Genomic DNA, 26,197 nt, shown 5'->3' with positions numbered 1-26,197 from the left:
GAATAAAAAAAGCTCGGTTTTGCAACCGAGCTTTTTAAATATTTCAACAGGGAATCAGCTTCCCAATGTTTTATTAATCTTCTTCTTTCGAAGCTAACAACTGATCGTATTCTTCACGAGAACCTACGATGATGTTACTGTACTGACGTAAACCTGTACCTGAAGGGATTAAGTGACCAACAATTACGTTTTCTTTCAATCCTAATAAGTTATCACGTTTACCTGCAATAGCAGCTTCATTCAATACTTTTGTAGTTTCTTGGAAGGATGCAGCTGAGATAAATGACTTCGTACCTAATGAAGCTCTTGTAATACCTTGCAACAATGGACTTGAAGTAGCTGGAATTGCGTCACGCACTTCTACTAATTTCAAATCTTGACGTTTCAAGCTTGAGTTTTCTTCACGTAATTTACGAAGATTTACGATCTGACCTGGGCGTAAAGATTTAGAATCTCCAGCGTCAACAACCACTTTCTTGTCGTATAGTGAATCGTTTTCTTCCATGAAATCCCATTTGTTTACAGCCTCTTTCTCTAAGAAACGAGTATCTCCTGGATCTTCGATATTCACTTTTTGCATCATTTGGTGAACGATTGTTTCAAAGTGTTTATCGTTGATCTTCACACCTTGTAGACGGTAAACCTCTTGGATACCATTTACAATGTATTCTTGTACTGCAGAAGGTCCTTTGATCGATAAGATGTCTCCAGGAGAAATCTGACCGTCAGAAAGTGGCATACCAGCTTTGATAAAGTCATTATCCTGTACCAAGATGTGTTTCGAAAGTGGAACTAAATATTTCTTCACTTGTCCATCGCGGGACTCGATAGAAATCTCACGGTTACCACGTTTAACACCACCTAGGGATACAACACCATCAATCTCAGTAACAACAGCAGGGTTTGAAGGATTACGAGCCTCGAACAACTCAGTTACACGAGGAAGACCACCCGTAATATCTCGGGTCTTACCTGTAGAACGAGGGATCTTAACTAATACAGCTCCTTCTTTTAATTTCTGTCCATCAGATACTGAAACGTGTGCTCCTACTGGAATGTTATATGAACGAATGATCTCACCTTTGTTATCCAAAACTTTGATCAATGGGTTCTTAGTTTTATCACGAGTTTCGATAATAACTTTCTCTTTGTGACCAGTTTGCTCATCAGACTCTTCACGGAAGGTAACCCCTTCGATGATTGCGTCAAATTCAACCTTACCAGCAAATTCAGAGATAATTACCGCGTTGTATGGATCCCAATCAACTAACTTAGTTCCTTTTTCAACTTTCTCGCCTTCTTTCACGTATAAGTTAGATCCGTAAGGAATGATTTGTTGGTAAAGAACTTTCTTATCATCATTTACAACTTTGATCTCACCTGAACGTCCTAATACAACTTGATAAGGGCCAAACTCGCCTTCTTTCTCAACTGTACGTACGTTTTCAAATTCGATCTTACCATCGTATTTAGAGATAATTGAAGATTCGGCAGCAATGTTAGATGCTGTACCACCGACGTGGAATGTACGAAGTGTTAACTGCGTACCTGGCTCACCGATGGACTGTGCAGCAATTACACCTACAGCCTCACCCAATTGAACACGTTTTCCTGACGCTAAGTTACGTCCATAACAACATGCACAAACTCCGCGCTTAGACTCACATGTCAATACTGAACGGATTTCAACTCCTTCAATTCCTGCATCCTCGATAGCTTCAGCAACTTCTTCTGTGATATCTTCGTTTGCAGCAACGATTAACTCATTAGTCTCAGGATGAACAACATCGTTTAATGGTGTACGACCTAAAATACGGTCATACAATGGTTCAACGATATCATCATTATCCTTAAGTGCTGTAGTATAGATACCGCGTAAACCGTTACAATCTTGCTCAACAACAATCATATCTTGAGCAACGTCATGTAAACGACGAGTTAAGTAACCCGCATCGGCTGTTTTCAACGCTGTATCGGCAAGACCTTTACGAGCACCGTGGGTAGAGATAAAGTATTCCAATACGGACAAACCTTCTTTAAAGTTTGATAAGATTGGGTTTTCGATAATCTCACCACCTGAAGTACCAGATTTTTGAGGTTTCGCCATCAAACCACGCATACCGCATAACTGACGGATCTGCTCTTTCGATCCACGAGCTCCAGAATCCAACATCATGTAAACTGAGTTAAAACCTTGGTTGTCGTTCGAAAGGATATCCATTACGTGCGCTGTCAACTTGTTGTTGATTCGAGTCCAGATATCGATGATTTGGTTATAACGTTCGTTGTTGGTAATGAAACCCATATTATAGTTGTTCATTACTTCTTCAACTTCGTTTGTAGCTTGTTGGATCAAGTCAGCTTTCGCAGCAGGGATGTTCAAATCTTGAAGGTTGAACGATAATCCACCTTTGAATGCTGTCTGGAATCCTAATTCCTTCATGTCATCCAAGAATTTCGCCGCACGAGCCATACCCGTGTTCTTAACGATTTCTCCAATAACATTACGAAGTGACTTCTTAGTCAATAGTTCATTGATGTAACCTACCTCTTCTGGAACGATTTGGTTGAAGATCACACGACCTACAGTTGTATCAATGATTTGATCTTTGAATTCACCTTCTTTAGTCTTAACGCGAGTTTTAACTTTGATGAATGAGTGAAGATCTACTTTTGCTTCGTTCAAGGCAATGATTACCTCTTCAGCAGAATAGAAAGTACTTCCTTCACCGTTCATTTTACGGTTATCATCAGATTTACGGCCTTTAGTAATATAATAAAGACCCAATACCATATCTTGTGATGGTACTGTAACTGGTGAACCGTTCGCTGGGTTAAGAATGTTGTGTGCTGCCAACATCAAGATTTGGGCTTCCAAAATTGCAGCATTACCTAATGGTAAGTGAACTGCCATCTGGTCACCGTCGAAATCGGCGTTGAACGCTGTACACACTAATGGGTGTAATTGAATCGCTTTACCTTCAACTAATGTTGGTTGGAAAGCTTGAATACCCAAACGGTGAAGCGTAGGTGCACGGTTTAGTAATACTGGGTGTCCTTTCAAAACGTTCTCTAGGATATCCCATACTACTGGATCTTTGCGATCTACGATTTTCTTCGCTGACTTTACAGTCTTTACAATTCCTCTTTCAATCATCTTACGAATGATGAATGGTTTGTAAAGCTCTGCAGCCATATCTTTTGGAAGACCACACTCGTGTAATTTCAAGTGAGGACCTACGACGATTACCGAACGAGCAGAATAGTCAACACGTTTACCTAATAAGTTTTGACGGAAACGACCTTGCTTACCTTTAAGAATATCTGATAAAGATTTCAAGGCACGGTTACCTTCAGTCTTAACAGCATTTACTTTACGTGAGTTATCGAATAACGAGTCAACAGCTTCTTGAAGCATACGTTTCTCATTACGTAAGATTACTTCTGGAGCTTTGATCTCGATCAAACGCTTCAAACGGTTGTTACGGATAATTACACGACGGTAAAGGTCATTTAAGTCTGAAGTCGCAAAACGACCACCATCCAAAGGTACTAAAGGACGTAACTCTGGTGGGATAATAGGAACGATCTTAACGATCATCCATTCAGGACGGTTCTCGATATGTTCATTAGCACCACGGAAAGCTTCTACAACGTGAAGACGCTTTAAAGCCTCATTTTTACGTTGTTGAGAAGTTTCGTTAGCTGCTTGGTGACGAAGATCATAAGACAATTGGTCTAAATCCAAACGTTTCAATAAATCTTCCAATGCCTCAGCACCCATCTTAGCGATGAATTTTTGAGGATCGTTGTCATCCAAGTATTGGTTTTCTTTAGGAAGAGTATCTAGAATATCTAGGTATTCTTCTTCTGTCAAGAAATCCATATATGAAATACCATCTTCTTCTTTGATACCTGGTTGAATAACCACATATCTCTCGTAGTAGATGATCATATCCAACTTCTTAGTTGGAAGTCCTAATAAGTAACCAAATTTTATTTGGAAGAGAACGGAAATACCAAATATGAGCAACAGGAACTACCAAGTTAATGTGTCCCATACGCTCACGACGTACTTTCTTCTCAGTTACCTCAACACCACAACGGTCACAAACGATTCCTTTATAACGGATACGCTTGTACTTACCACAGTGACATTCATAGTCTTTTACTGGACCGAAAATACGCTCACAGAATAGACCATCACGTTCTGGTTTATAAGTACGGTAGTTGATGGTTTCTGGTTTAGTAACTTCACCACTTGAACGCTCCAAAATAGTTTCTGGAGAAGCTAAGCTGATCGTAATCGATGTAAAGTTACTTTTGATTTTATTATCTTTTTTGTAAGACATACTTAGTAAAAAGTTAAAGCTGTATGTGAAAGCTTAAGAAGGTTATTCACCCTCTTAAGCTCAATTTGCTTGATTAATCTAATGTGATATCTAAACCTAATCCGCGAAGCTCGTGTACCAATACGTTGAACGATTCTGGTACCGATGGAGTTGGTAAGTTGTTTCCTTTTACGATTGCTTCGTAAGTTTTCGCACGACCAACAACATCATCAGACTTAACAGTTAAGATCTCTTGTAGGATATTTGATGCACCAAATGCCTCTAATGCCCAAACCTCCATCTCACCGAAACGCTGACCACCAAACTGTGCCTTACCACCTAATGGTTGTTGAGTAATCAACGAGTAAGGACCAATAGAACGAGCGTGCATTTTGTCATCAACCATGTGTCCTAATTTCAACATGTAGATTACTCCAACTGTTGTAGGTTGGTCAAAACGCTCTCCAGTTAATCCATTGTAAAGGTAAGTACGACCTGACTTAGGTAATTCCGCTTTTTGTACCCACTCTTCTACTTGGTCCATCTCTGCACCATCGAAGATTGGAGTAGCAAACTTAACACCTAATTTTTGTCCAGCCCATCCTAATACAGTTTCATAAATCTGTCCAAGGTTCATACGAGATGGTACCCCTAGTGGATTCAACACGATATCAACTGGTGTTCCGTCTTCTAAGAATGGCATGTCCTCATCACGGACGATACGTGCTACGATACCTTTGTTACCGTGACGACCCGCCATCTTATCTCCTACTTTCAGCTTACGTTTCTTAGCTACATATACTTTAGCCATTTGAACGATACCTGATGGAAGCTCATCACCAACGGAAATAGCGAATTTCTCACGTTTGAATGCACCTAACTCCTCATTAAGTTTAATGTTGTAGTTATGCAATGCAATCTTGATCATGTCATTCTTATCGTCGTCAGTAGTCCAGCCCGTAGGATTTACGTTATTATAGTCTAGATCTGTAAGAATCTTCTGAGTAAACTTAGCTCCTTTAGCTACTAAAAGCTCTTTGTAAACATTGTAAAATACCTTGTGAGGTTTTACCATTTACAATAGTGAACAATTTATCAACTAAACGATCTTTAAGTGCTTTAACATTTCTGTCATGTGCAACTTCTAGTTTCTCTAATGCTTTACGTTCAACTTCTTTAGACATTTTCTTAGCGCGAGAGAATAACTTCGTGTCGATAACCACACCTTTGATTGAAGGAGGAGTTTTCAATGAAGCATCCTTAACGTCACCAGCTTTGTCACCAAAGATTGCACGTAATAATTTTTCTTCTGGTGAAGGATCAGACTCTCCTTTTGGAGTAATCTTACCAATTAAGATATCACCTTCGCCAACTTCAGCACCAACACGGATAATACCGTTTTCATCAAGGTCTTTCGTAGCTTCTTCAGAAACGTTAGGAATATCAGCTGTTAATTCTTCTTCACCACGTTTAGTATCACGAACTTCAAGCTCGAATTCTTCAATGTGTAATGAAGTGAATAAATCCTGTGATACAACACGCTCAGAAATTACGATCGCATCCTCAAAGTTATATCCTTGCCAAGGCATGAATGCAACTTTCAAGTTTCTACCTAGTGCTAATTCACCGTCTTCGGTTGCATAACCCTCACACAATACCTGTCCTTTTTCAACACGCTGACCTTTTCTTACAATAGGTTTCAAGTTGATACAAGTATTCTGGTTGGTTTTCTTGAATTTTGTCAATCTATAAGCCTTCACATCGTCATCGAAAGAAACTAAACGATCGTTGTCGTTTCTGTCATAACGGATATGAATTTCTTGTGCGTCTACATATTCTACTACACCATTACCTTCAGCGTTGATCAAAGTACGTGAATCTTTAGCTACGCGAGCTTCTAATCCTGTACCTACAACTGGTGCTTGAGGACGCAATAATGGAACAGCTTGACGTTGCATGTTTGATCCCATCAATGCACGGTTAGCATCATCATGCTCCAAGAAAGGAATTAATGAAGCCGCAATTGATGTAATCTGGTTAGGAGCAACGTCCATATAGTCTAATTTCTCAGGCTCGATAATCGGGAAGTCACCCTCATATCTAGCTTTTACTTTCGCATCTAAGAAATTACCTTTATCATCATACAAAGCGTTAGCTTGTGCGATTGTTTTATCATCTTCATCTTCAGCAGACAAATAAACAACAGGTTTATCAACTACAACCTTACCTTCTTCAACGATACGGTATGGAGTTTCAATAAATCCTAAGTTGTTGATCTTCGCATGTACTGACAATGATGAAATCAAACCGATGTTTGGACCCTCAGGTGTTTCAATTGTACACAAACGACCGTAGTGCGTATAGTGAACGTCACGTACCTCGAAACCAGCACGCTCTCTAGAAAGACCACCAGGACCTAAAGCTGATAAACGACGCTTGTGCGTAATCTCAGCCAATGGGTTGGTTTGATCCATGAACTGTGACAACTGGTTCGTTCCGAAGAATGAATTGATTACTGATGACAATGTACGAGCATTGATCAAATCAGTAGGTGTAAACACCTCGTTATCACGAATGTTCATACGCTCACGGATAGTACGAGCCATACGAGCAAGACCTACACCGAATTGAGCATATAATTGCTCACCTACCGTACGAACACGACGGTTAGATAAGTGGTCAATATCATCCACCTCAGCTTTAGAGTTGATCAAGTTGATCAAATACTTAACGATAGCGATGATATCTTCGCGAGTTAATACTTTCGTATCAGAAGGAGTATCAAGTTTCAATTTACGGTTGATACGGTATCTACCCACATCACCTAAATCGTAACGTTTATCTGAGAAGAACAAACGGTCGATGATACCACGAGCAGTTTCCTCATCAGGTGGTTCAGCGTTACGCAATTGACGATAGATGTGTTCCACCGCTTCTTTCTCAGAGTTTGACGTATCCTTTTGTAGAGTGTTATATATAATCGAATAGTCCGCATTGTTTGCTTCATCTTCCTTCGTAAGGATAATGGATTTTACTCCAGCTTCGATGATCAAATCAATATGGTCTTCTTCTAAGATTGTTTCACGTTCAAGGATGATCTCGTTACGGTCGATAGACACAACTTCACCTGTATCTTCGTCCACGAAATCTTCTGTCCATTTGTTCAATACCCTAGCCGCTAAACGACGACCAACGTATTTCTTCAATCCAGATTTACTAACTTTTACTTCATCTGCAAGGTCGAAAAGTTCTAAGATTTCCTTATCCGAATCGAAACCGATCGCACGTAACAAGGTAGTAACTGGGAATTTTTTCTTACGATCGATATAGGCATACATCACGTTGTTCACGTCTGTAGCAAACTCGATCCAAGATCCTTTAAAAGGAATAACCCTAGCAGAATAAAGTTTAGTACCATTCGTGTGTCTACTTTGACCAAAGAACACACCAGGGGAACGGTGCAATTGAGAAACGATAACACGTTCAGCTCCATTGATAACGAAAGTACCTTTTGGAGTCATGTACGGGATAGTTCCTAAATACACGTCTTGTACAATGGTTTCGAAATCTTCGTGTTCTTCATCATTACAAGACAACTTCAATTTAGCCTTTAGAGGTACGCTATAAGTCAATCCACGTTCGATACACTCTTGGATATCATAACGCGGTGGATCAATGAAATAATCCAAAAACTCTAGCACAAAGATGTTTCTTGAATCAGAAATAGGGAAGTTTTCTGCGAAAACCTTGTAAAGCCCTTCCTGATGGCGGTTGTCAGAAGTAGTTTCTAATTGAAAAAACTCCTTGAAAGACTCCAATTGTACGTCCAAGAAATCTGGGTAATCAATTACCTTCTTACTTGTCGCAAAATTTACTCTTTCTTTTTGAATATTATTGTTTGCCAAGGGAATAAGAATTTAGTTTAAAAAAAACTGAGCTAACATCTGCTGATTTCATCTCCCGATCAAGCGTCAGCAGGAGCTTGATCCATATACTATATATTATAAACAGGAATAGACTCTGATAGATTTGGACTATCAGAGTCTAAGTTTTTGGCGCTTTATGCGAGATTACTTAATCTCAACTACAGCTCCAGCTTCTTCTAATTGTTTTTTCAAAGCTTCTGCTTCGTCTTTAGAAACACCAGTTTTTAATTCTTTTGGTGCACCATCAACTAAATCTTTAGCTTCTTTCAAACCTAAACCAGCTAAGTCTTTAACCAATTTAACTACAGCTAATTTCTGACCACCAGCTTCTTTCAAGATTACATCGAAAGATGTTTTCTCTTCAGCAGCAGCAGCACCGTCACCAGCACCTGGAGCAGCAGCAACAGCTACAGCAGCAGCAGCAGGCTCGATACCATACTCGTCTTTTAAGATATCAGCTAATTCTTTAACTTCTTTTACTGTTAAGTTTACTAACTGTTCAGCAAGTTGTTTTAAATCTGCCATTTTATTTTGAATTTTTGAATTTTCTTTAAAAAATATTGTTAATTAAAATTTAACGAACGTTTGTTAAATTGAGGGTTCGTTAGCCTCTTTCTTCTAAAGCTTTTACTAAGCCTGAAATTGTATTTCCGCCTGATTGAAGAGCAGAAATAACGTTCTTCGCAGGAGATTGAAGTAATGCAATAACGTCTGCAATAAGTTCCTCTTTAGATTTAAGAGTTACTAATGAGTCAAGTTGGTTGTCACCTACAAAAGCAGTCTCTTGAATATATGCTGCTTTCAATACCGGCTTGTCACCTTCTTTACGTAATTGCTTGATCAATTTCGCCGGAGCATTACCTGTTTCTGAAAACATTAATGTAGACGCTCCTTTTAATACGCCAAAGATCTCTTCTGAATCTACGCCAGCCTCTAACAACGCTTTCTTAATCAAAGTGTTTTTCACAACCTTGATCTCGATTCCTTGCTCGAAACATTTACGACGAATGTTATTCACCTTCTCAACTGTCAGATTAGCAGTGTCAGTAATGTAAAAATTACCGTAAGATTTAATCTGTTCAGCTAAAGCTTCAACAATTTCATGTTTAAGTTCTTTTCTCATGATTAAATTCCTGCTACTGATTTAGTTTCAATATGAATACTAGGACTCATAGTTGAAGAAATGTGAATACTCTTGAAGTACGTTCCTTTTGCTGCAGATGGTTTCAAACGTGAAATCGTTTGTAACACTTCTAATGCGTTGTCATAGATTTTATCTGCGTCGAAAGACACTTTACCAACTGAAGTATGGATGATACCTGTTTTGTCAACTTTGAAGTCGATCTTACCAGCTTTAACCTCAGTCACAGCTTTGCCTACTTCCGTAGTTACTGTTCCTGTCTTAGGGTTAGGCATTAAGTTTCTTGGACCTAAAATACGACCCAATTTACCTACTTTTGCCATAACACTAGGCATTGTGATGATAATGTCAACGTCAGTCCAACCACCTTCGATTTTGCTGATATAGTCATCAAGACCTACGTAGTCTGCACCTGCCGCCTTAGCTTCTTCTTCCTTGTCAGGAGTACATAAAACTAATACACGAACTGTCTTACCAGTACCGTGTGGCAATGTTGCAATACCACGAACCATTTGATTTGCTTTACGAGGATCTACGCCCAAACGAACGTCGATATCCACAGAAGCATCAAATTTGGTGTTGGTGATCTCTTTAACTAAAGCCGCAGCTTCCTTTAAAGAGTATGCTTTACCAGCTTCAATTTTGGATAGTGCCGCTTTTTGATTTTTTGTTAATCTAGCCACTTTCTTAAACTGATTTCGTTAATTAATTTTTCCAAGGAGCATCACCTGAAACAGTGATACCCATACTACGCGCTGTACCAGCAACCATTCTCATAGCTGATTCTACAGTAAATGCATTCAAATCTGGCATCTTATCTTCCGCAATAGTCTTTACTTGATCCCAAGTAATAGAAGCTACTTTCTTACGGTTTGGCTCACCCGATCCGCTCTTAAGCTTCGCTGCATCCTTTAATTGAACAGCAACCGGTGGAGTTTTAATGATAAAATCAAAAGATTTGTCGGCATATACAGTGATCACAACAGGTAATACTTGACCTGGTTTGTCTTGCGTACGAGCGTTAAATTGCTTACAGAAATCCATGATATTAACACCTTTAGCACCTAATGCAGGCCCTACCGGTGGAGATGGATTCGCAGCTCCGCCCTTCACTTGTAATTTTACTAACGCACTGACTTCTTTTGCCATTTTTTCTGTGATTTAATTTGTTAAATGTTTGTTAGTAAGTTGGAAGCAATAACGTAACATTTAATTCTCGATGGCTACAAACACAATATTTGCAACCAAACGAGGTGCAAAGATAACCATAAAATCTATAATAAAAAATTATTTTTTCTTTTTTTATTTACCTAGTAATAAGCGCACTTGGTCCCCCCATGCACCTATCAACAAATCCGGAATCTTATCCCCATTTACATCTCCTACATCACTTCCCCATGAACGCTCAACAGTAACCGAAGGAATCACCTCTTCTGTAGCTAAAGTGAAGGTCCCATTTCCGTCATTTCTCAAAGCTTGAAATTGCATCGCCTCAAATGGCGGGATTTTTAAAGCACTCAACACAATATCTATATCCCCATCCCTATCAAAATCTATAACATTACAGGCATACGTAGAAAAATCATATTCCGGAATCCGACTCTCAGTTTCATCCACGAATTTACCGTCACCCTTGTTCATAAATAACCGTCCTCGTGGATTTCGTTCCTTTTGACCTCCATTGCTAGTCAAGTTAGCGAAGAAAATATCTTCCTTCCCATCCTTATCAGCGTCAAATACAATAACCTCCCTCGAATGAAGATCTACAGTCTCAACTAAAGCACCCTCCTTTTCGGAGAATTTTCCAGTGCCATCATTAAAATACAACCTGCTTGGTGGCACCTCATTAGCTAATACCATGTCAAGATCGCCGTCTCCATCAGCATCAAACAATTTCACAGATTGAACCTGCTCTTTATTGTTCGGTAAATTATCCGCAGATACATCAATTAAAAACCCTGGCTTCTCTGGATTATTCAACCAAAGCAACACGCCTGGGTTATCTCCCGTATTACCAATCACAATATCAGGCAAGCCATCTCCATTCACATCACCCAAATCCAAACCATTACCTTCACTCTTGCCTAGTAACCTGTCTGAAACATCTCTGAACGTACCATCACCATTTCCCAAATAATATTCATGGTTTTGATCATCTTCTGCAACGAATACGACGTCTATAAATCCGTCATTGTCCATATCTGCAATACGAACATGTTCAGTATCATGATTTGCATCCTTGAAAACACCTTTTTGCCAAGTGAAATTACCATTGCCATCATTGATATAAAGTTGATTTGGCAGATTCTCCATTGCTAAAATTATATCCAATGAACTGTCACCATTTACATCAACTAATACGACATCTAAAGCATGTGTTTTAGGATCCAATGGAATACTGGTTTCGGTTACATCGGAAAAATAAGCAGTTTCATTTTTTTGACCAAAACAAGCAGTTAATCCGCTGAGGATAAAAATTCCTGTTAAACCCAAATATTTGGGTTTTATAATCTGATTGTTCATAAGCTCTAATTTTTTTAAATGGTTATAAGAAATAGAAACAAAACCTGTTTAATTCGAACAAATTCAGAGTGGTTTTGTTTTTTCTATTATTTTAGGCCGTCGTAAAGAGTTTTGCTCAGCAGTAAATCGTCATTGTCTCCGTAAAACTCCCAATACATAGCACCCAAAATTCCTTGGGATTTAATATATGCGGCCTTTTCTTTAATGGATTTCTCATTTTCAAAGGTCAGAACCAATACCCCTGAATCATCGACTAAATAAGGAACTTTAGATTTATCGTCCCATCTCTCCTCAAATTGACTCATTGGCATCTCCCGGAAATTAACAAAATCATTCACTTTCTTTTTGTCGCCTCTCCCATAGAATGGTATTCCCATAACCAATTTGTTCTTTGGAACACCTGCATCCAAATGTGCTTGTAGTGCTTCAACAAGGGTAATCCTTCCCGCCAAATCCGAACGATATAAACTGTTGTGTTGCAATGGAGGCTTAGAGACATCATACATCATTACATTCACAAAATCAATATCTTTGTCAATAGCTCTAAAATCGATGTATTTGCCATCTGCTATAGTCGCTAAAGTCAAAAGTTTTTTCGGACCAATCTCTTTTCGAATATCCCTCATCAATAAGGTAAAATTATCCGTATCTTCAGGAGAAGCCGAAATTCCAGCTTCGTTACTGGTCGGATACTCCCAGTCGATATCAATCCCATCCAAATCAAATTCTTTAACGATTTTTTGGCAATCTTTGGCAAAACCCAATCTATTGGTTTCGTCTGCCGCCATCTCACTGAATCTACCCGAGGTCCAGCCCCCAATCGATAGAAGAATCTTAAGGTCAGGATGATTCTTTCTCAATTTAACAATCTCCCTGAGACGGTCAGGATTGTCTATTTTTACGCCATTGAACGTATCATTGACATGACCAAAGGCATAATTAATATGGCTTATTAAATTTGGATCAGGAACAGGCTTTGTCCAAGATGTCACATAAGAAACAATATGTGGTTTTTTGCCCTGAGCCAAAATAGCTAAAGGTAAAGCTAACAGAATAAAAAGGAATGACCCTAAAATGGTCACCATGTGTTTTCTCTTCATGATATATAGAATTACAGTTTAAGTTTAATCCCAATACGATTGAGTAACAGACCAAACCACAGCATAGCATATGCCCAAGTTAAGGAGCCAATTACGGCTAGCCACATGGAATAGTCCTGTTTATAAAATAATATAGATAAACCTGAACCCCAGATTATAAAATAAATCAGGTCTGGAGCAAGATAAGTAGTTAAAGAATTCTGTCCAGCCAGTTCAAAAAGCTTGCTGTACTTAGATTTTCCTCTTACATCAATCAAATAATAAATCAATACAAATAAAAGTATACTAATACCATTGCATAACATCCCCCAAGATGGAGTGGCCAAAATCTTCGAAACGATAAACCATTGATGTAAAATCAATCCCAAAACCAAACTAATCAAACCAAAAAGGGTTAGATATATAGCCAATTTCTTCCAATCTGCAGAAAACTTTCTAACAATTAAAGTGGCAGTTATACCCGACATTACAATCATTGGAACATTCCCTTGCAATAGTACATTAAACCAATCTTGTCCAGGAAATAAACTGGGCACCCAACCATTCATGCTTGCAATATTGAGGAACAAGAAAATAAGGACAGCCAATATAGCCCCCCATATCCTATCCTTTATTAAGAGATAAACGCTACTTCCTGCAAAATAACCCCAACCTATCAAACCTAAAATTCCCCACCAACTTCTTTCAAACCAGACAGCTGTATCAACGGAACCTGCCCTGAAGATTGCTGACAAATAAATCAACCCTATTATTCCTATTACCTTTAATATCAAAAAAATGTTTTTGTATTTATCCTGAGGATAATTGTTCCAAACCAAGAAAATACAGACATAGACCAAACCAATCCACCATAAACGTGACATACCTGTTAATTGAGGATTGAGACTGCTGGAATTAACTATCAACAATCCAATAATGAGCAAACTAATGGTTCTGCCCAAAACATGAATAAAAACATGTGTATCTGAATCCCCTTTTTTCTTTCTTGCAGACACGGCGTACGGTATTGCCATACCTACCATAAATAGAAATCCTGGAAAAACCCAATCAGAAAGTCCCATGCCGTCAAAATCAGCTTCAGTATGCAACAACCATTTTGGGACATTTGAAGTATACAAATCATTGACAAAAAGCATCAGAAACAAGGTCAGCCCACGCATAATATCTATTGCGCGAACACGAATCTTTGTAGAAGCAGAAAGATTAGCAGATAAGGTTTCTGGGTTCAACATCATTAATTTAGGTCATCAAACCTTAAATATAATAAAAAGGAAAGAATTCTAGGAACCCATTCTTTAGAACCAACCCGTCTTTGTTTCGCAACTATTCCCTTAAAATTTCCAATTTCTCACATCTCACATCTCACATCTCACATCTAAAATACAAAAAGCCCCAACCAAAGGAAGGGGCTTAAAATTTCTAATGTCTAAAGACTAACAATCGTTATTCTTTTTCGACTTGCATATAGTTCAATTCAAGAGGAGTTTTACGACCGAATACTTTTACCATTACGGTTAATTTCTTCTTGTCTTCGTGAACTTCTTCGATTTCACCTGTAAAACCATTGAAAGGACCATCATTAACTTTTACAGTTTCGCCAACGTAGTAAGGCACGCTGATTGATTCGCCTTGTTCTGCCATTTCGTCAACTTTTCCTAAGATACGGTTAACTTCAGCTGGACGAAGAGGAATAGCGTTACCCGCTTTGTCTCCTAAGAATCCGATTACACTGTTTACGTTTTTGATTGCGTGTTCGATCTCACCGTCTAATGCCGCTTCGATCAAAACATATCCTGGATAGTAGTTACGTTCTTTGGCAACTTTCTTGCCATCGCGCATTTGGTAGTATTTCTCCATTGGAATCAATACTTGGGTTACCAAATGTTGAATGCCTAGGCGGTTGATTTCAGCTTCAAGGTATTGTTTAACCTTTTTTTCTTTCCCGCTCACAGCACGCACGACGTACCACTTTAAACTTTGATCTGCCATAATACTTTTGGATTAGAAAATTAAGATGCTGTATTGTACAGCAGTTCCATTACATTACTTGAGGCTTTATCCATTACGAATATAATCAAAGCAATAATAATAGATGCAACAAGCACAATAATAGCGTGACTTTGAAGTTGAGCCCAAGTAGGCCAAGTCACTTTTTCGGTAACCTCTGTGTAAGAGTCCTTAATAAAGTCAAGTACTTTTGCCATTTTTTAAGTTTCTATTTTTATTAGCACGGGCACCAGGATTCGAACCCAGATCAAAGGTTTTGGAGACCTCTATTCTACCATTGAACTATGCCCGTGTATATTTTTTTGTGTTGCAAATATAGGCTTTAGACCGCATTACAACAAATATTATTTCAAATTATTTGCGGAAAACCGCGTGTTATTTCTCAGTGAAAAAATAAGCTAATCAGCCTGAAGCCAATTAGCTTATTTTTTATTGTGATAATCTTTTCAGATTATTTTACAATTTCAGTTACCTGACCAGCACCTACTGTACGACCACCCTCACGGATAGCGAAACGTAGACCTTTTTCCATTGCGATAGCGTTGATCAATTAACAGTGATTGTTACGTTATCACCTGGCATAACCATCTCAGTACCTTCTTCTAGAGTAATCTCTCCAGTTACGTCTGTTGTACGGAAATAGAATTGAGGACGGTATTTGTTGAAGAAAGGAGTGTGACGACCACCTTCTGCTTTCGACAATACGTATACCTCAGCTTTGAAGTCTGTGTGTGGAGTTACTGAACCTGGTTTACAGATAACCATACCACGACGGATATCAGTTTTCTCAATACCACGTAACAATAAACCTACGTTATCACCAGCCTCACCGTAATCTAAGATCTTACGGAACATCTCAACACCTGTTACTGTAGATTTCAAGTTCTCAGCCACCCATACCTAAGATCTCAACTGGATCTCCAGAGTTGATTACACCTCTTTCGATACGACCTGTAGCTACTGTACCACGACCTGTGATTGAGAACACGTCCTCGATAGGCATCAAGAAAGGAAGATCTGTCAAACGTGGAGGAATTGGAATGTAGTTATCTACAGCGTCCATTAATTCCATGATTGAATCAACCCATTGAGTCTCTCCGTTTAATGCACCTAAAGCAGAACCTTTGATTACTGGAACATCGTCGCCAGGGAATTCGTAGAATGATAATAATTCACGAACTTCCATCTCAACTAAGTCTAATAATTCAGCGTCATCAACTAAGTCAACTTTATTCAAGAATACTACTAACGCAGGAACACCTACCTGACGAGCTAATAGGATGTGCTCGCGAGTTTGAGGCATAGGAACCGTCTGTTGCAGCAACAACGATGATAGCACCGTCCATTTGCGCAGCACCAGTTACCATGTTCTTAACGTAATCGGCGTGACCTGGACAGTCAACGTGTGCATAGTGACGGTTAGCTGTTTGGTATTCTAACGTGTGCAGTGTTAATCGTGATACCACGTTCTTTCTCTTCAGGAGCAGAGTCAATTGAATCAAATGAACGAGCCTCTGAAAAACCTTTATCAGCTAAAACTTTAGTGATAGCAGCTGTTGTAGTTGTTTTACCGTGGGTCAACGTGACCGATAGTACCAATGTTTAAGTGCGGTTTACTACGGTCAAATTTCTCTTTTGCCATGTTTATGCGAATTAGTAATTATAAAATATTTCTTTTAATTAATCTTACAAAGTTACAAAACTTATGTATTCGAGCCAAAGATGGGATTTGAACCCACGACCTCTTCCTTACCAAGGAAGTGCCTCTACCCCTGAGCTACTTCGGCTTACAAAAAGCTTATTTACAGACATAAGCCTCTACCCTTTCAATAAATTAAATTGTTAAGAAGACAGAGACTTAGATTTGTTTTATAAATTGAGCGGAAGACGAGGTTCGAACTCGCGACCTATAGCTTGGAAGGCTATCGCTCTACCAACTGAGCTACTTCCGCTTGCGAGTTTGCATCCCTAGATCACCTCTTTAAACAAGGTGGAGTGCAAACTTTTTTGGTGGAGGGAGAAGGATTCGAACCTTCGAAGCCGAAGCAACGGATTTACAGTCCGTCCCATTTGACCGCTCTGGAACCCCTCCAGACCTACAACTTGCGTTGTTTTGAGCCTCCTATCGGAATCGAACCAATGACCTACTGATTACAAGTCAGTTGCTCTACCAGCTGAGCTAAGGAGGCGTATTTAATTTAATAAAACTTGCTGTTTTAAAGAACGGCTATCTTTGGATAGCGAGTGCAAAAATCTAATATTTATTCGATATTCGCAAGTTTTATTTTTAATTTTTTTTCTACTTAAAGAACTAGCTCGCTACAGTACTTATTTTCCCGTTTTGATGATGCAAAGATAGCTACTCCATGAACATATCAAAAATATTTGGTCATTTTTTTTACTCCTGAAAACCATATCATTGATATGCAAGTAAATAATTTTTCATTTTCCAATCCATCAGATACCCTATATTTGCACATGATTAACGCAACAGCTGTGAAAAAAATATTCAATATCTTTAATCTTATTATTGGTGTTATCCCTGAATTCATCCCAACTTTCAGCGCAAGAAAACACAGGATTTATCAAAAAATTGATCAAAAAATTCGTCTCCTCGGAAAAAGACTCTTCCAGATCCGGAAGTTTTGTAGTACTACCAGCCGTAGGTTATGCACAAGAAACTGGATTCGAATACGGAATTGCAAGTACATATAACTTCTATATAGATAAAGAAAACCTGGACAGTAGAACATCCAATGTAACACTGATTGGAACTCTAACAACTAAAAAACAGAAGAACATCAAACTCACTTCTGATATCTGGACAAAAAACAACGACTATCACATCATATCTGAACTCCGATTCAGAGACTGGCCATTTAACTTCTATGGACTAGGAAACGATACTTGGAAAGAAGATGAAGATTACCTCGACCAAAAACTTTATCGCATAAAATTAGATGGTGAAAAAAGGTTCGCTCCTAATTTCTATGCGGGGATTAACCTTAATTACGAGAACTTCCAATTTAATGACATCGAATCCGGCGGAATATTCGAATCCCCAGAAGTCTTAGGCAAAGATGGGGGTCAATATATGGCTTTAGGAGTATCCGCTTTATACGATACCCGGAACAATACTACTTATACTACCAATGGATTTTACGGCAGAGCTAAATACAGCTACGCCCCTAACTTCTTCGGCAAGGACAATTTTGTTGGAAACCAAATAGAATTTGATGTCCGAGGTTTCTACCCGATTACCAAGCAATTGACAGTTGGTGCCCAAGGCCTTTTTCGAGGAACATATGGTAAAAACGTACCTTTCTACGTTATGCGTGAACTAGGTGGGGACATGACCATGCGAGGATACTATTTGGGCAGATATAAAGACAAAAATTACATGACTGCCCAAGCAGAGTTGAGATATCGTTTCCATCCAAGAATCGGAATCAACGGTTTCCTAGGAACAGGTAGCACATTCTCAAAACAACATGATATGCGTTTAATCCCATCCTATGGTGCAGGACTCCGCTATTTCTTTAGCCTAGAACATAATAGTAGTATCCGCTTTGATTATGCCTTCGGTGAACAAAGACCCGGAGAAAAAAGACAATCAGGCTTTTATTTAAGTATTAGTGAGGCGTTTTAAATTAGACAGTACTCAGTAGACACTAGACATAAGACACTAGACATAAGACAGTAGACTTTGGCCATTCGTAGGTAATAGCAGATTATAGAACTAATATAATAGTTACCATATCTGTTTTTGATTTTATCTCTTCATAAGAATGAATGTGATTAATTTAAAATTGTAAACCTTACCAAGTCTAATGTCTTTTGTCTTATGTCTATTGTCTAACCTACCCTACCCTAAATATCTCAATAGAAAATCCTCTTTCCGTTGTCCTTCTCTTTTCAGTACAATACCAAAATGAAACATATTGATAGATACGATCACTCTCCTATCATCAATCAACTTATTCCACAAACCTTTATTCTTAATGCTGTAGGGTTTATCAATAATCAAAATCTTACCCTCATCCACTAATTTCAACAATTCCTCTACTTCAATGTTTGGCTGATTTATCCAATAAGCATTCACATCTTTATTATTTATATCATCCCCTAATTTTTCAACCTTCCAATAACTAAGTATTTTTTTCAATAGAGGGAGATATTTGGGATTAAAACCTACCGGAAAATCAACATGATTCGAACTTTTAAAGGCAACATTGTAAATTACTTTTTGAAGCTAGGTCATATACAAATGGGGAATGTGTCCCATGCCTACTGTTGGAAACGATAAAATGATACAAATAAGAGATTAGATACCGCATTGCGGCACAAAAATACAAATAGAATTAGAATTGTAGCGTAAAGGTACTGCCTTGGCCTTCTTTACTATCTACAGATATGTTTCCGCCATGCATCAACATGATTTGTTTGCTCAAAGTAAGGCCAACACCTGTCCCTGTCTTCTTGGTGGTGAAAAAGGGTGTAAAAATCTGCTCCTGTATTTCCGCCGACATGCCTGAACCATTGTCCTGAATCTTCAACTGAATATGATCTTTGGTTTCAACAGCGGAAAGACTGATATAAGGCTCATCGACCTCTTTCACAGCCTCGATAGCATTCAATAACAAATTGATGATGACCTGTTCCAGCAAATTTACATCCGCACGTAAAATCAATCGCGTGTTCTTGATAATAATATCCACATCAATATTTTTTTGGATCAAAGTAGGTTCCAATAATTGATATATATTTTCAAAAAGCTGAACAACCAAGATTTCAGAATATTGAGGCTGATCCACTTTGTTGATCAATCTGTAGCTCTTGGCAAATTGCAACAAACCCTCGCTCCTACGCTTTATAGTGAAGATACCTAACTTAAGATCTTCAACATCCTGTTCGCCTTCCCAATGCTCTAAACGATCATGCAAAGTCTCAGCAAGTGAACTGATAGGCCCTATTGAATTCATAATTTCATGTGTCAAAACACGCAATAACTTATGCCATGCTCGTGTTTCAGTTTCATCAATGGCCTCGTTGATGTTTTGATAAACAATAATACGAAATGAGCCGTCTTGAGTCTCAAAACCCGAACTCTGCATCAACAATTTGATTTTTCCTTTACTGGAATGAGCCGTTTCCATCTGATGTTTCCCAACCTGTAGCTGCATCGTTTTCTCATACAGCTCTGGATGGCGCTTGATCATACCTGATATATTGCCCAAATGTGGGACCTGAAATAGATCTTTGAATGCATCATTCAACCAAATTACTTTGCCCGAGTCAGCATGGTAAAAGATAATAGCAGTATCCAACATATTGATTACCTTATTGAGGTATTGATGCTGTAAGGCTTGATCTATACTAATGTTTTTATAAACCTCATTGATTAGATTAAATGCCGAATAAAGTTGCCCCTCTGGAGAATTGGGATTCTTAACAACAAATCTTCTAGTAAAATCGCGGTATTTTACTGCTTCTGAAAATTCTATCAGTTGTTTGATTAAGAATTGGTGTTTTGAAAAAGATCGATTTGCAAAGATCATCAAAAAGAAAAAGGCTAGCCCAGCATATAGATAATACCCTTTGAAACCTAAAAAGGCAATCCCAACAGCTAGAGCCATTAATATTAACATTTTTAAGAAATCGGTAACAACCAGCCTGGTCATAGATTAGAGATTATATTTTTCTAGTCTTCTGTACAATGCCGCACGAGTTAGCCCTAATTCTTTAGCGGCCTTACTGATATTCCCATTATATCGATCAATAGCTGATTTAATTGCTTTTCGTTCCATTTCTTCCAAATTATGAGAAGAAAAATCTGCAATCAATGGCTTTTCTTCCATTTGTTGTTCAATGGGTGAAAATAAGATATCATCAGCACGAATACTTTGCTGGTCAGACATGATCACGGCACGCTCGATACTATATTGCAACTCGCGTACATTCCCTGGAAAATGATATCCTTTCAGCTTATTAACCGCATCAGATTCAAATCCAGCAATATTTTTATGATATTTAGCACTGTAGAATTTCAAAAAATGATCGGCCAATAAAGGAATATCTTCACCCCTTTCACGCAATGGTGGAACCTGAATCTCCAAAGTATTGATCCTATAAATCAAATCTTTTCTAAACCGGCTTTCATCAGCCAATACTTTCAAGGGAACATTGGTTGCAGAAATTAAGCGAATATCAACGGGAATAGCCTGACTTGATCCCAAAGGAACTACAGCTCTATTTTGCAAAACACTTAATAACTTAGCTTGTTGCTGCAAGCTAATATTTCCGATCTCGTCCAAAAATAAGGTCCCTGCATCTGCATTCTCAAATCTCCCCTTTCTATCTTCCCTAGCATCAGTAAAAGCCCCTTTTTTTATACCCAAATAGCTCACTTTCAAAAAGCGTCTCCGTCAAAGAGCCTACATCAACTTTAACAAAAGATTCCTTGGACCTTAATGACCGTTGATGGATCGCATTTGCTATTAAATCCTTACCAGTTCCATTTTCTCCTAAAATTAATATATTAGCTTCGGTAGGTGCAACTTTGTCCAGCTTATATTGTAAATCTTCCATAATGGGAGAATTACCGATAATCCCATGCTGATCTCTCGTATTTACAGCGACTTTTTCTTTTTGATTTGGTCTACTTTCTTGATAAATTCCAGTCAGCGTATTAATAAGCTGCTCATTTTGCCAAGGTTTGACTATAAAATCAGAAGCTCCTTGTTTCAGCGATTTTACAGCTAAGTCTACAGCACCATATGCAGTAATCATAACAACATTCACTTTAGGAAATTGTGACTTAATTTTTGAAAGCCAAAACAACCCCTCATTCCCCGTGTTGATAGCGCTTTTATAGTTCATGTCAAGCATAACAATATCAACTGGATTTTTCTCCAGAATATTTATTAACCTTTCAGGGTTGTGTTCTACGATTACTTCTTTGACATTAGGTCTTAGTAATATGCGTGTGGCGGTTAACAAGTCTTGATCATCATCAACAACTAAAATGGTTGCTTTCTTCATTGTTAGCTAAGTTAACTATAAATCTAAAGATCCCGAATAATAATCATTCATATATTTTTGCATCAACCACTCGTATTGCTTTATGATTAATTGACTACGGGTGGCATCCAATTTATTCTTAGCAGTTAAATAGATTACAGAGTTGCTGTTTCCTGCCTCAAAATGTACCGTAGCAATCCGAAATGATTCTGCATAACTTAACTCCTGATCACGCAGATTGACCACATTTTTCTGTGTGATATCTAAATCGAAAACAGCTTGAGCAGTTTTCATCCGCAATTCATTCCTCATAATATCTTTGGTGAAATTAACCTCATTTAAATTAACTTCAGCTAACCGAACCTGAGTGCGATTCTTGAATTGATTGAAGATTGGAATGCTCAAAGTTAAACCAACACCTTTGCTCAAATTGTTTTTGATTTGATTAAAAATCGCTCCACCTTCCTTACTGTAATTGGAACTCATCCCACCACTCAAGGATAGACTTGGCCAATAATTAGATTTGGCAACCTTAATTCCCTCTTCCATCTCTTTGATTCTATAATCCATCGCTTTAAATTGTGGCAATGCTGTCAAAGATTCTTGAAACAATTCTTCCGATGATTTTATAGATATTTCCGAAGGTATATCAATCTGTTCAAGCTCACCCAAACTTTGAACATCCACGTTCATCAGGCCAGCTAACTCAACCCTTGCATTGTTCAAACTTTGTCTTGTCAGTTCTACAGCATTCAGGTCACTGCTATATTGGCCTTTAATATCATATAGATCACCAGGATTTGCTGCACCTTCACGATTTAAAACTTCATTTCTGTGCAGCTGTTCCTTAGTCACCGATAATTGACCCTCGGTTTGGGTCAACATGTCTTTTGCTGTCAGAACCTTGACGTATGCTGTAATTACATCCAATTTCAAGTCATTTACATAACCTTCATATTCCAATTTACCTGCGTCCAAAGCGTTCGATTTCATTCGGATGTTATGGATGATATAAAAACCATTGAAAATCGGAACATTTAAGCCCAGGGATTGACGCCCTGAGCTATTGTTCTGATCTATATATTGATTGGTTGTCGGATTGATGGTCCTACCCTGCGAGATATCATGACTGATATTGGCATTCAATGTTGGTAAACGGTCGTATTTCGCTTGTTTAAAAGCAAGGTCAGATCGGTCGACGACTAATTCATCTCGCCTCAAAGTAGGGTTGTTTTGGATTGCTTGTTTAACGCAATCGGCTAAGGACAAGGAATCTCCCTGTCCTTTTGCCGTGCTAACTAAACAACAAACAAATATGATTACAAATAGTAAATCTCTTTTCATTTAAAACTAAATTTCATACTGCATTCCATAGGCTGTGCCAAATAATTAAAATTTTGAATCTCAACACATTAACAATTAAAGGCCTCACGACCTGTTCGAAGCCGAACATCCAAGTGTTCACTTATGAACACCAAAAAAAGAAAATCAAATTGTCCACCTCCGCACATTTACTGTTCGCTTTCGAACAGTCCCAAACCCTCATTGTTAACTAAAACACTGATATTCATTATATTAAAACTTTGGCACAACCTTGTATATGCTTTTATCAAATTTCATATAGAATTACATGGACAGACCGATTAAACAAAAAACGTGGAATACAAAAAGAATACTAACTGTAGCCGGAATTGCAGGCATCGTAGCCTTGATTGGAGCTAGTTATTATTACACCAGCGGAAACAGTAAACTGAACGTTGATGCTGAACGTATTTCGATTTTTGAGGTTAAAGAAGATACTTTTCAAGAATTCATTCCTATTAATGGCACCGTATTACCAATCAGCAGTATATATTTAGATGCTTCAGTTGGAGGACGCGTTGAGGAAAAATTTGTTGAGGACGGGGCACATCTACATAAGGGTGATCCAATAATGCGACTTTCGAACACAGATTTAGAATTGACATTGGTACAACAAGAGACACAGGTCTTAAACCTTTTAACTCAAAACCAAATTGCTCAAACAAATGCCCAACAAGCTACAATCAGCAATAAAAACCAAATGGCTGATGTGGAGTCTGCATTTAGAGAGGCTGAACGTGTATACAATCTGAACAAGAAACTACTGGCTGAAAAAGCAATCGGATCTCAAGAATATGAGAAATCATTAAATGACTATAATTATCAAAAGGAACGTGTAGGTCTGACTAAACAGATCGTAAAACAAGATCAGATTTCAAATAGTCAGAAACTTAACCAAGACCGCGAAACGTATAAACGTACTCAAAATGCATTGGAATTGATGCGCCAAAAAAGTTGGTGATTTGATTTTAAGAGCACCTGTAGATGGCCAATTAACATCTTTTGATGCTGAAATCGGCCAGAACAAAACAGCTGGAGAGCGCCTAGGTCAAATCGACGTACTCACAGGATTCAAAGTGCGTGCTGATATTGATGAACATTATATCAACCGTATCTTCCCAGACCTTAAAGGTCAGTTCACTATTGGCAACAAGGTTTATGAGTTAAAAATTAAGAAAGTATATACCCAAGTGAAAGACGGAAGATTCCAAGTAGATATGGAATTTTTGAATGAAGTTCCTCAAGGAATTCGTCGTGGTCAGACATTAACAATTCGATTGGCATTGAGTGATGAAACAAAAGCTATCTTATTAGCAAAAGGAGGTTTCTATCAACAAACTGCAGGCAATTGGATCTTTAAACTAGATAAGAGTGGAAATGTTGCCTACCGTACAGATATCCAGTTGGGAAGGCAAAACCCAGAATATTATGAAGTACTAAATGGATTACAACCTGGAGACAAGGTCGTAGTTTCAAGCTATGAAACATACGATAAGATTCAGGAATTGAGCATCAAAAAATAGAGTAGAAGTCTATTAACCGCTGTTGGAGAAAACGAAAATGGCGGTTTTTAAAACTAACCATTATGATAAACTGAAATCATTAATTTAAAACAAAGAAACACCATGATAAAAATAACCAATCTTCAAAAATTCTACCGTACCGAAGAGGTAGAGACCGTGGCCTTGAACGATGTAAATATCCACGTTAAGGAAGGCGAGTTTGTCGCTGTAATGGGGCCGTCAGGATGTGGAAAGTCAACCCTTCTGAATATCATCGGTCTATTGGACGACTTGGATGAAGGTAGTTATCTTTTTAATAACATAGAAGTAGCACATTTCAAAGAAAACAAACGTTCAGATCTTCGCAAGCACAATATCGGCTTCGTATTCCAAAGCTTTAACCTTATCGATGAGCTAACCGTATTTGAAAATGTAGAACTGCCATTGTCTACACCAATGTGCCAGCTGCAGAACGCAAACGCCGCGTCGAAGAGGTCTTGGAAAAGGTACAGATCATGCATCGTCGAAATCACTTTCCACAACAGCTTTCCGGAGGTCAGCAACAGCGCGTAGCCGTAGCACGTGCTGTAGTAAACAATCCGAAATTGATCCTTGCCGATGAGCCTACAGGTAATTTGGACTCTAGCAATGGTAATGAAGTTATGCAATTGCTAACCGAACTCAATGAAGCTGGCACAACCATCGTAATGGTTACCCACTCCGAACATGATGCCAAATTCTCAGACAGAGTAATCCGTATGCTGGATGGACAGGTAATCCTGGAAACCGCAACTGCTTTATAGTGTAATCGGTCCCTGAGCGGAGCCGAAGGGCGGTCCCTGTGTTGGTTGCGTTGGTTGAGCGTAGTCGAAACCAGGAGCCGAAACCAGGAGCCGAAGGGCGGTCCCTGCGTTGGTTGTGTTGGTTGAGCGTAGTCGAAACCAGGAGCCGAAGGGCGTTCCTCCTCTATTATTTCAAAGTTAAATATCAAAATAATGAAGATTAACAGCAACATCAAATTGACAATAGGATTAGGAATAACTCTTCTAACTTTAGTATCCCTGAATTATCAGTTCAGTTTTACCAAGAATTATCCTGTTTCAGGGATTTGGTATGCTGCAAATACGAATGAAGAAATCCCTAATTCTTATGTTTCAATAACCGAATGCAATAAAAAAACAGTTATTGAAATCACGGAATCAATTATAAAAGCCAAAACCACGAAAACACAAATTATAGTGATTTCTAGGTTGTCAAACATCTTTTTAAGCCTGTAATAACAAAA

The 26,197-nt window shown here is 38.4% G+C and carries 16 protein-coding genes, 5 tRNA genes and 5 pseudogenes; 5 read left to right on the top strand and 21 right to left on the bottom strand.

The genetic code is table 11. The features are described 5' to 3' along the window. Nucleotides 1-73: 73 nt before the first annotated feature. The 17 genes and pseudogenes from rpoC to FGL31_RS03440 form a co-directional block, all read right to left on the bottom strand. Nucleotides 74-4,352, bottom strand: a pseudogene (gene rpoC / locus FGL31_RS03520) (DNA-directed RNA polymerase subunit beta'). A gap of 73 nt (nt 4,353-4,425) precedes the next feature. Continuing rightward, nucleotides 4,426-8,236 (bottom strand): annotated as a pseudogene (rpoB, locus tag FGL31_RS03515) (DNA-directed RNA polymerase subunit beta). A 165-nt stretch (nt 8,237-8,401) separates the two neighbouring features. Further along, nucleotides 8,402-8,782 carry a 50S ribosomal protein L7/L12 gene (rplL, locus tag FGL31_RS03510; RefSeq protein ID WP_093098564.1) on the bottom strand — a complete coding sequence of 127 codons (381 nt, stop codon included), beginning with the start codon at nt 8,780-8,782 and terminating at the stop codon, nt 8,402-8,404. Nucleotides 8,783-8,861: 79 nt separating this feature from the next. Further along, nucleotides 8,862-9,380 (bottom strand): 50S ribosomal protein L10, encoded by a 519-nt coding sequence (gene rplJ / locus FGL31_RS03505; RefSeq protein ID WP_138089709.1) that lies wholly within the window; start codon nt 9,378-9,380, stop codon nt 8,862-8,864. Between the two features lie 2 nt (nt 9,381-9,382). After that, the gene (gene rplA, locus FGL31_RS03500) at nt 9,383-10,081 is read right to left on the bottom strand and encodes a 50S ribosomal protein L1 (protein ID WP_099372049.1); all 699 of its coding nucleotides are present in this window, start codon (nt 10,079-10,081) and stop codon (nt 9,383-9,385) included. A 22-nt stretch (nt 10,082-10,103) separates the two neighbouring features. Beyond that, nucleotides 10,104-10,547: a 50S ribosomal protein L11 gene (gene rplK / locus FGL31_RS03495; protein WP_094255405.1), complete on the bottom strand. Its 444-nt coding sequence runs from the start codon at nt 10,545-10,547 to the stop codon at nt 10,104-10,106. A 153-nt stretch (nt 10,548-10,700) separates the two neighbouring features. Continuing rightward, a complete protein-coding gene (locus FGL31_RS03490; protein ID WP_138089708.1) occupies nt 10,701-11,921 on the bottom strand; it encodes an FG-GAP repeat domain-containing protein in 1,221 nt (406 codons plus the stop codon). A gap of 86 nt (nt 11,922-12,007) precedes the next feature. Then, a complete protein-coding gene (locus FGL31_RS03485) occupies nt 12,008-13,021 on the bottom strand; it encodes a glycoside hydrolase family 18 protein (protein ID WP_197734068.1) in 1,014 nt (337 codons plus the stop codon). A gap of 11 nt (nt 13,022-13,032) precedes the next feature. After that, entirely contained in the window at nt 13,033-14,256 is a 1,224-nt protein-coding gene (locus FGL31_RS03480) for a DUF5009 domain-containing protein (RefSeq protein ID WP_232046236.1), read from the bottom strand. A gap of 208 nt (nt 14,257-14,464) precedes the next feature. After that, nucleotides 14,465-15,010: a transcription termination/antitermination protein NusG gene (gene nusG / locus FGL31_RS03475; protein ID WP_093098554.1), complete on the bottom strand. Its 546-nt coding sequence runs from the start codon at nt 15,008-15,010 to the stop codon at nt 14,465-14,467. 20 nt (nt 15,011-15,030) lie between these two features. Next, entirely contained in the window at nt 15,031-15,225 is a 195-nt protein-coding gene (gene secE, locus FGL31_RS03470; RefSeq protein WP_138089707.1) for a preprotein translocase subunit SecE, read from the bottom strand. 24 nt (nt 15,226-15,249) lie between these two features. Next, a tRNA-Trp gene (locus FGL31_RS03465) sits at nt 15,250-15,320 on the bottom strand. Between the two features lie 159 nt (nt 15,321-15,479). Next, nucleotides 15,480-16,670: pseudogene (gene tuf, locus FGL31_RS03460) on the bottom strand (elongation factor Tu). Nucleotides 16,671-16,742: 72 nt separating this feature from the next. Then, nucleotides 16,743-16,815: transfer RNA gene (locus FGL31_RS03455), tRNA-Thr, on the bottom strand. Nucleotides 16,816-16,907: 92 nt separating this feature from the next. After that, nucleotides 16,908-16,980 (bottom strand) — tRNA-Gly (locus tag FGL31_RS03450). Nucleotides 16,981-17,036: 56 nt separating this feature from the next. Further along, a tRNA-Tyr gene (locus tag FGL31_RS03445) sits at nt 17,037-17,120 on the bottom strand. Between the two features lie 24 nt (nt 17,121-17,144). Then, nucleotides 17,145-17,217: transfer RNA gene (locus FGL31_RS03440), tRNA-Thr, on the bottom strand. Between the two features lie 344 nt (nt 17,218-17,561). Here FGL31_RS03440 and FGL31_RS03435 point away from each other — a divergent pair. After that, nucleotides 17,562-18,677 carry a BamA/TamA family outer membrane protein gene (locus FGL31_RS03435; RefSeq protein WP_232046235.1) on the top strand — a complete coding sequence of 372 codons (1,116 nt, stop codon included), beginning with the start codon at nt 17,562-17,564 and terminating at the stop codon, nt 18,675-18,677. 216 nt (nt 18,678-18,893) lie between these two features. On the opposite strand, the gene FGL31_RS03430 is transcribed toward FGL31_RS03435, so the two are convergent. The 4 genes and pseudogenes from FGL31_RS03430 to FGL31_RS03415 form a co-directional block, all read right to left on the bottom strand. Continuing rightward, a complete protein-coding gene (locus FGL31_RS03430; protein ID WP_138089705.1) occupies nt 18,894-19,193 on the bottom strand; it encodes a hypothetical protein in 300 nt (99 codons plus the stop codon). 196 nt (nt 19,194-19,389) lie between these two features. Then, complete coding sequence (locus tag FGL31_RS03425) at nt 19,390-20,664, bottom strand: sensor histidine kinase (protein ID WP_171017534.1); 1,275 nt, start codon at nt 20,662-20,664, stop codon at nt 19,390-19,392. 48 nt (nt 20,665-20,712) lie between these two features. Further along, nucleotides 20,713-22,069: pseudogene (locus tag FGL31_RS29570) on the bottom strand (sigma-54-dependent transcriptional regulator). Nucleotides 22,070-22,084: 15 nt separating this feature from the next. Beyond that, nucleotides 22,085-23,392 carry a TolC family protein gene (locus FGL31_RS03415; RefSeq protein ID WP_138089703.1) on the bottom strand — a complete coding sequence of 436 codons (1,308 nt, stop codon included), beginning with the start codon at nt 23,390-23,392 and terminating at the stop codon, nt 22,085-22,087. A gap of 286 nt (nt 23,393-23,678) precedes the next feature. On the opposite strand from FGL31_RS03415, the gene FGL31_RS24430 reads away from it, so the two are divergent. The 4 genes and pseudogenes from FGL31_RS24430 to FGL31_RS03400 all read left to right on the top strand — a co-directional run bounded on the left by FGL31_RS24430 (nt 23,679) and on the right by FGL31_RS03400 (nt 26,189). Next, nucleotides 23,679-24,371, top strand: coding sequence for an HlyD family secretion protein (locus tag FGL31_RS24430; RefSeq protein WP_232046234.1), 693 nt, complete (start codon nt 23,679-23,681; stop codon nt 24,369-24,371). A gap of 1 nt (nt 24,372) precedes the next feature. Next, nucleotides 24,373-24,933 carry an efflux RND transporter periplasmic adaptor subunit gene (locus FGL31_RS24425; RefSeq protein WP_232046233.1) on the top strand — a complete coding sequence of 187 codons (561 nt, stop codon included), beginning with the start codon at nt 24,373-24,375 and terminating at the stop codon, nt 24,931-24,933. A 102-nt stretch (nt 24,934-25,035) separates the two neighbouring features. Beyond that, nucleotides 25,036-25,715 (top strand): annotated as a pseudogene (locus FGL31_RS03405) (ABC transporter ATP-binding protein). Between the two features lie 192 nt (nt 25,716-25,907). Beyond that, on the top strand, nt 25,908-26,189 hold the full coding sequence (locus FGL31_RS03400; RefSeq protein ID WP_099372037.1) for a hypothetical protein: 282 nt from the start codon (nt 25,908-25,910) through the stop codon (nt 26,187-26,189). Nucleotides 26,190-26,197 lie beyond the last annotated feature (8 nt).

This window comes from Sphingobacterium daejeonense (assembly GCF_901472535.1).
Classification (GTDB): domain Bacteria; phylum Bacteroidota; class Bacteroidia; order Sphingobacteriales; family Sphingobacteriaceae; genus Sphingobacterium; species Sphingobacterium daejeonense.
This window is presented reverse-complemented; position numbering and strand designations above follow the sequence as displayed.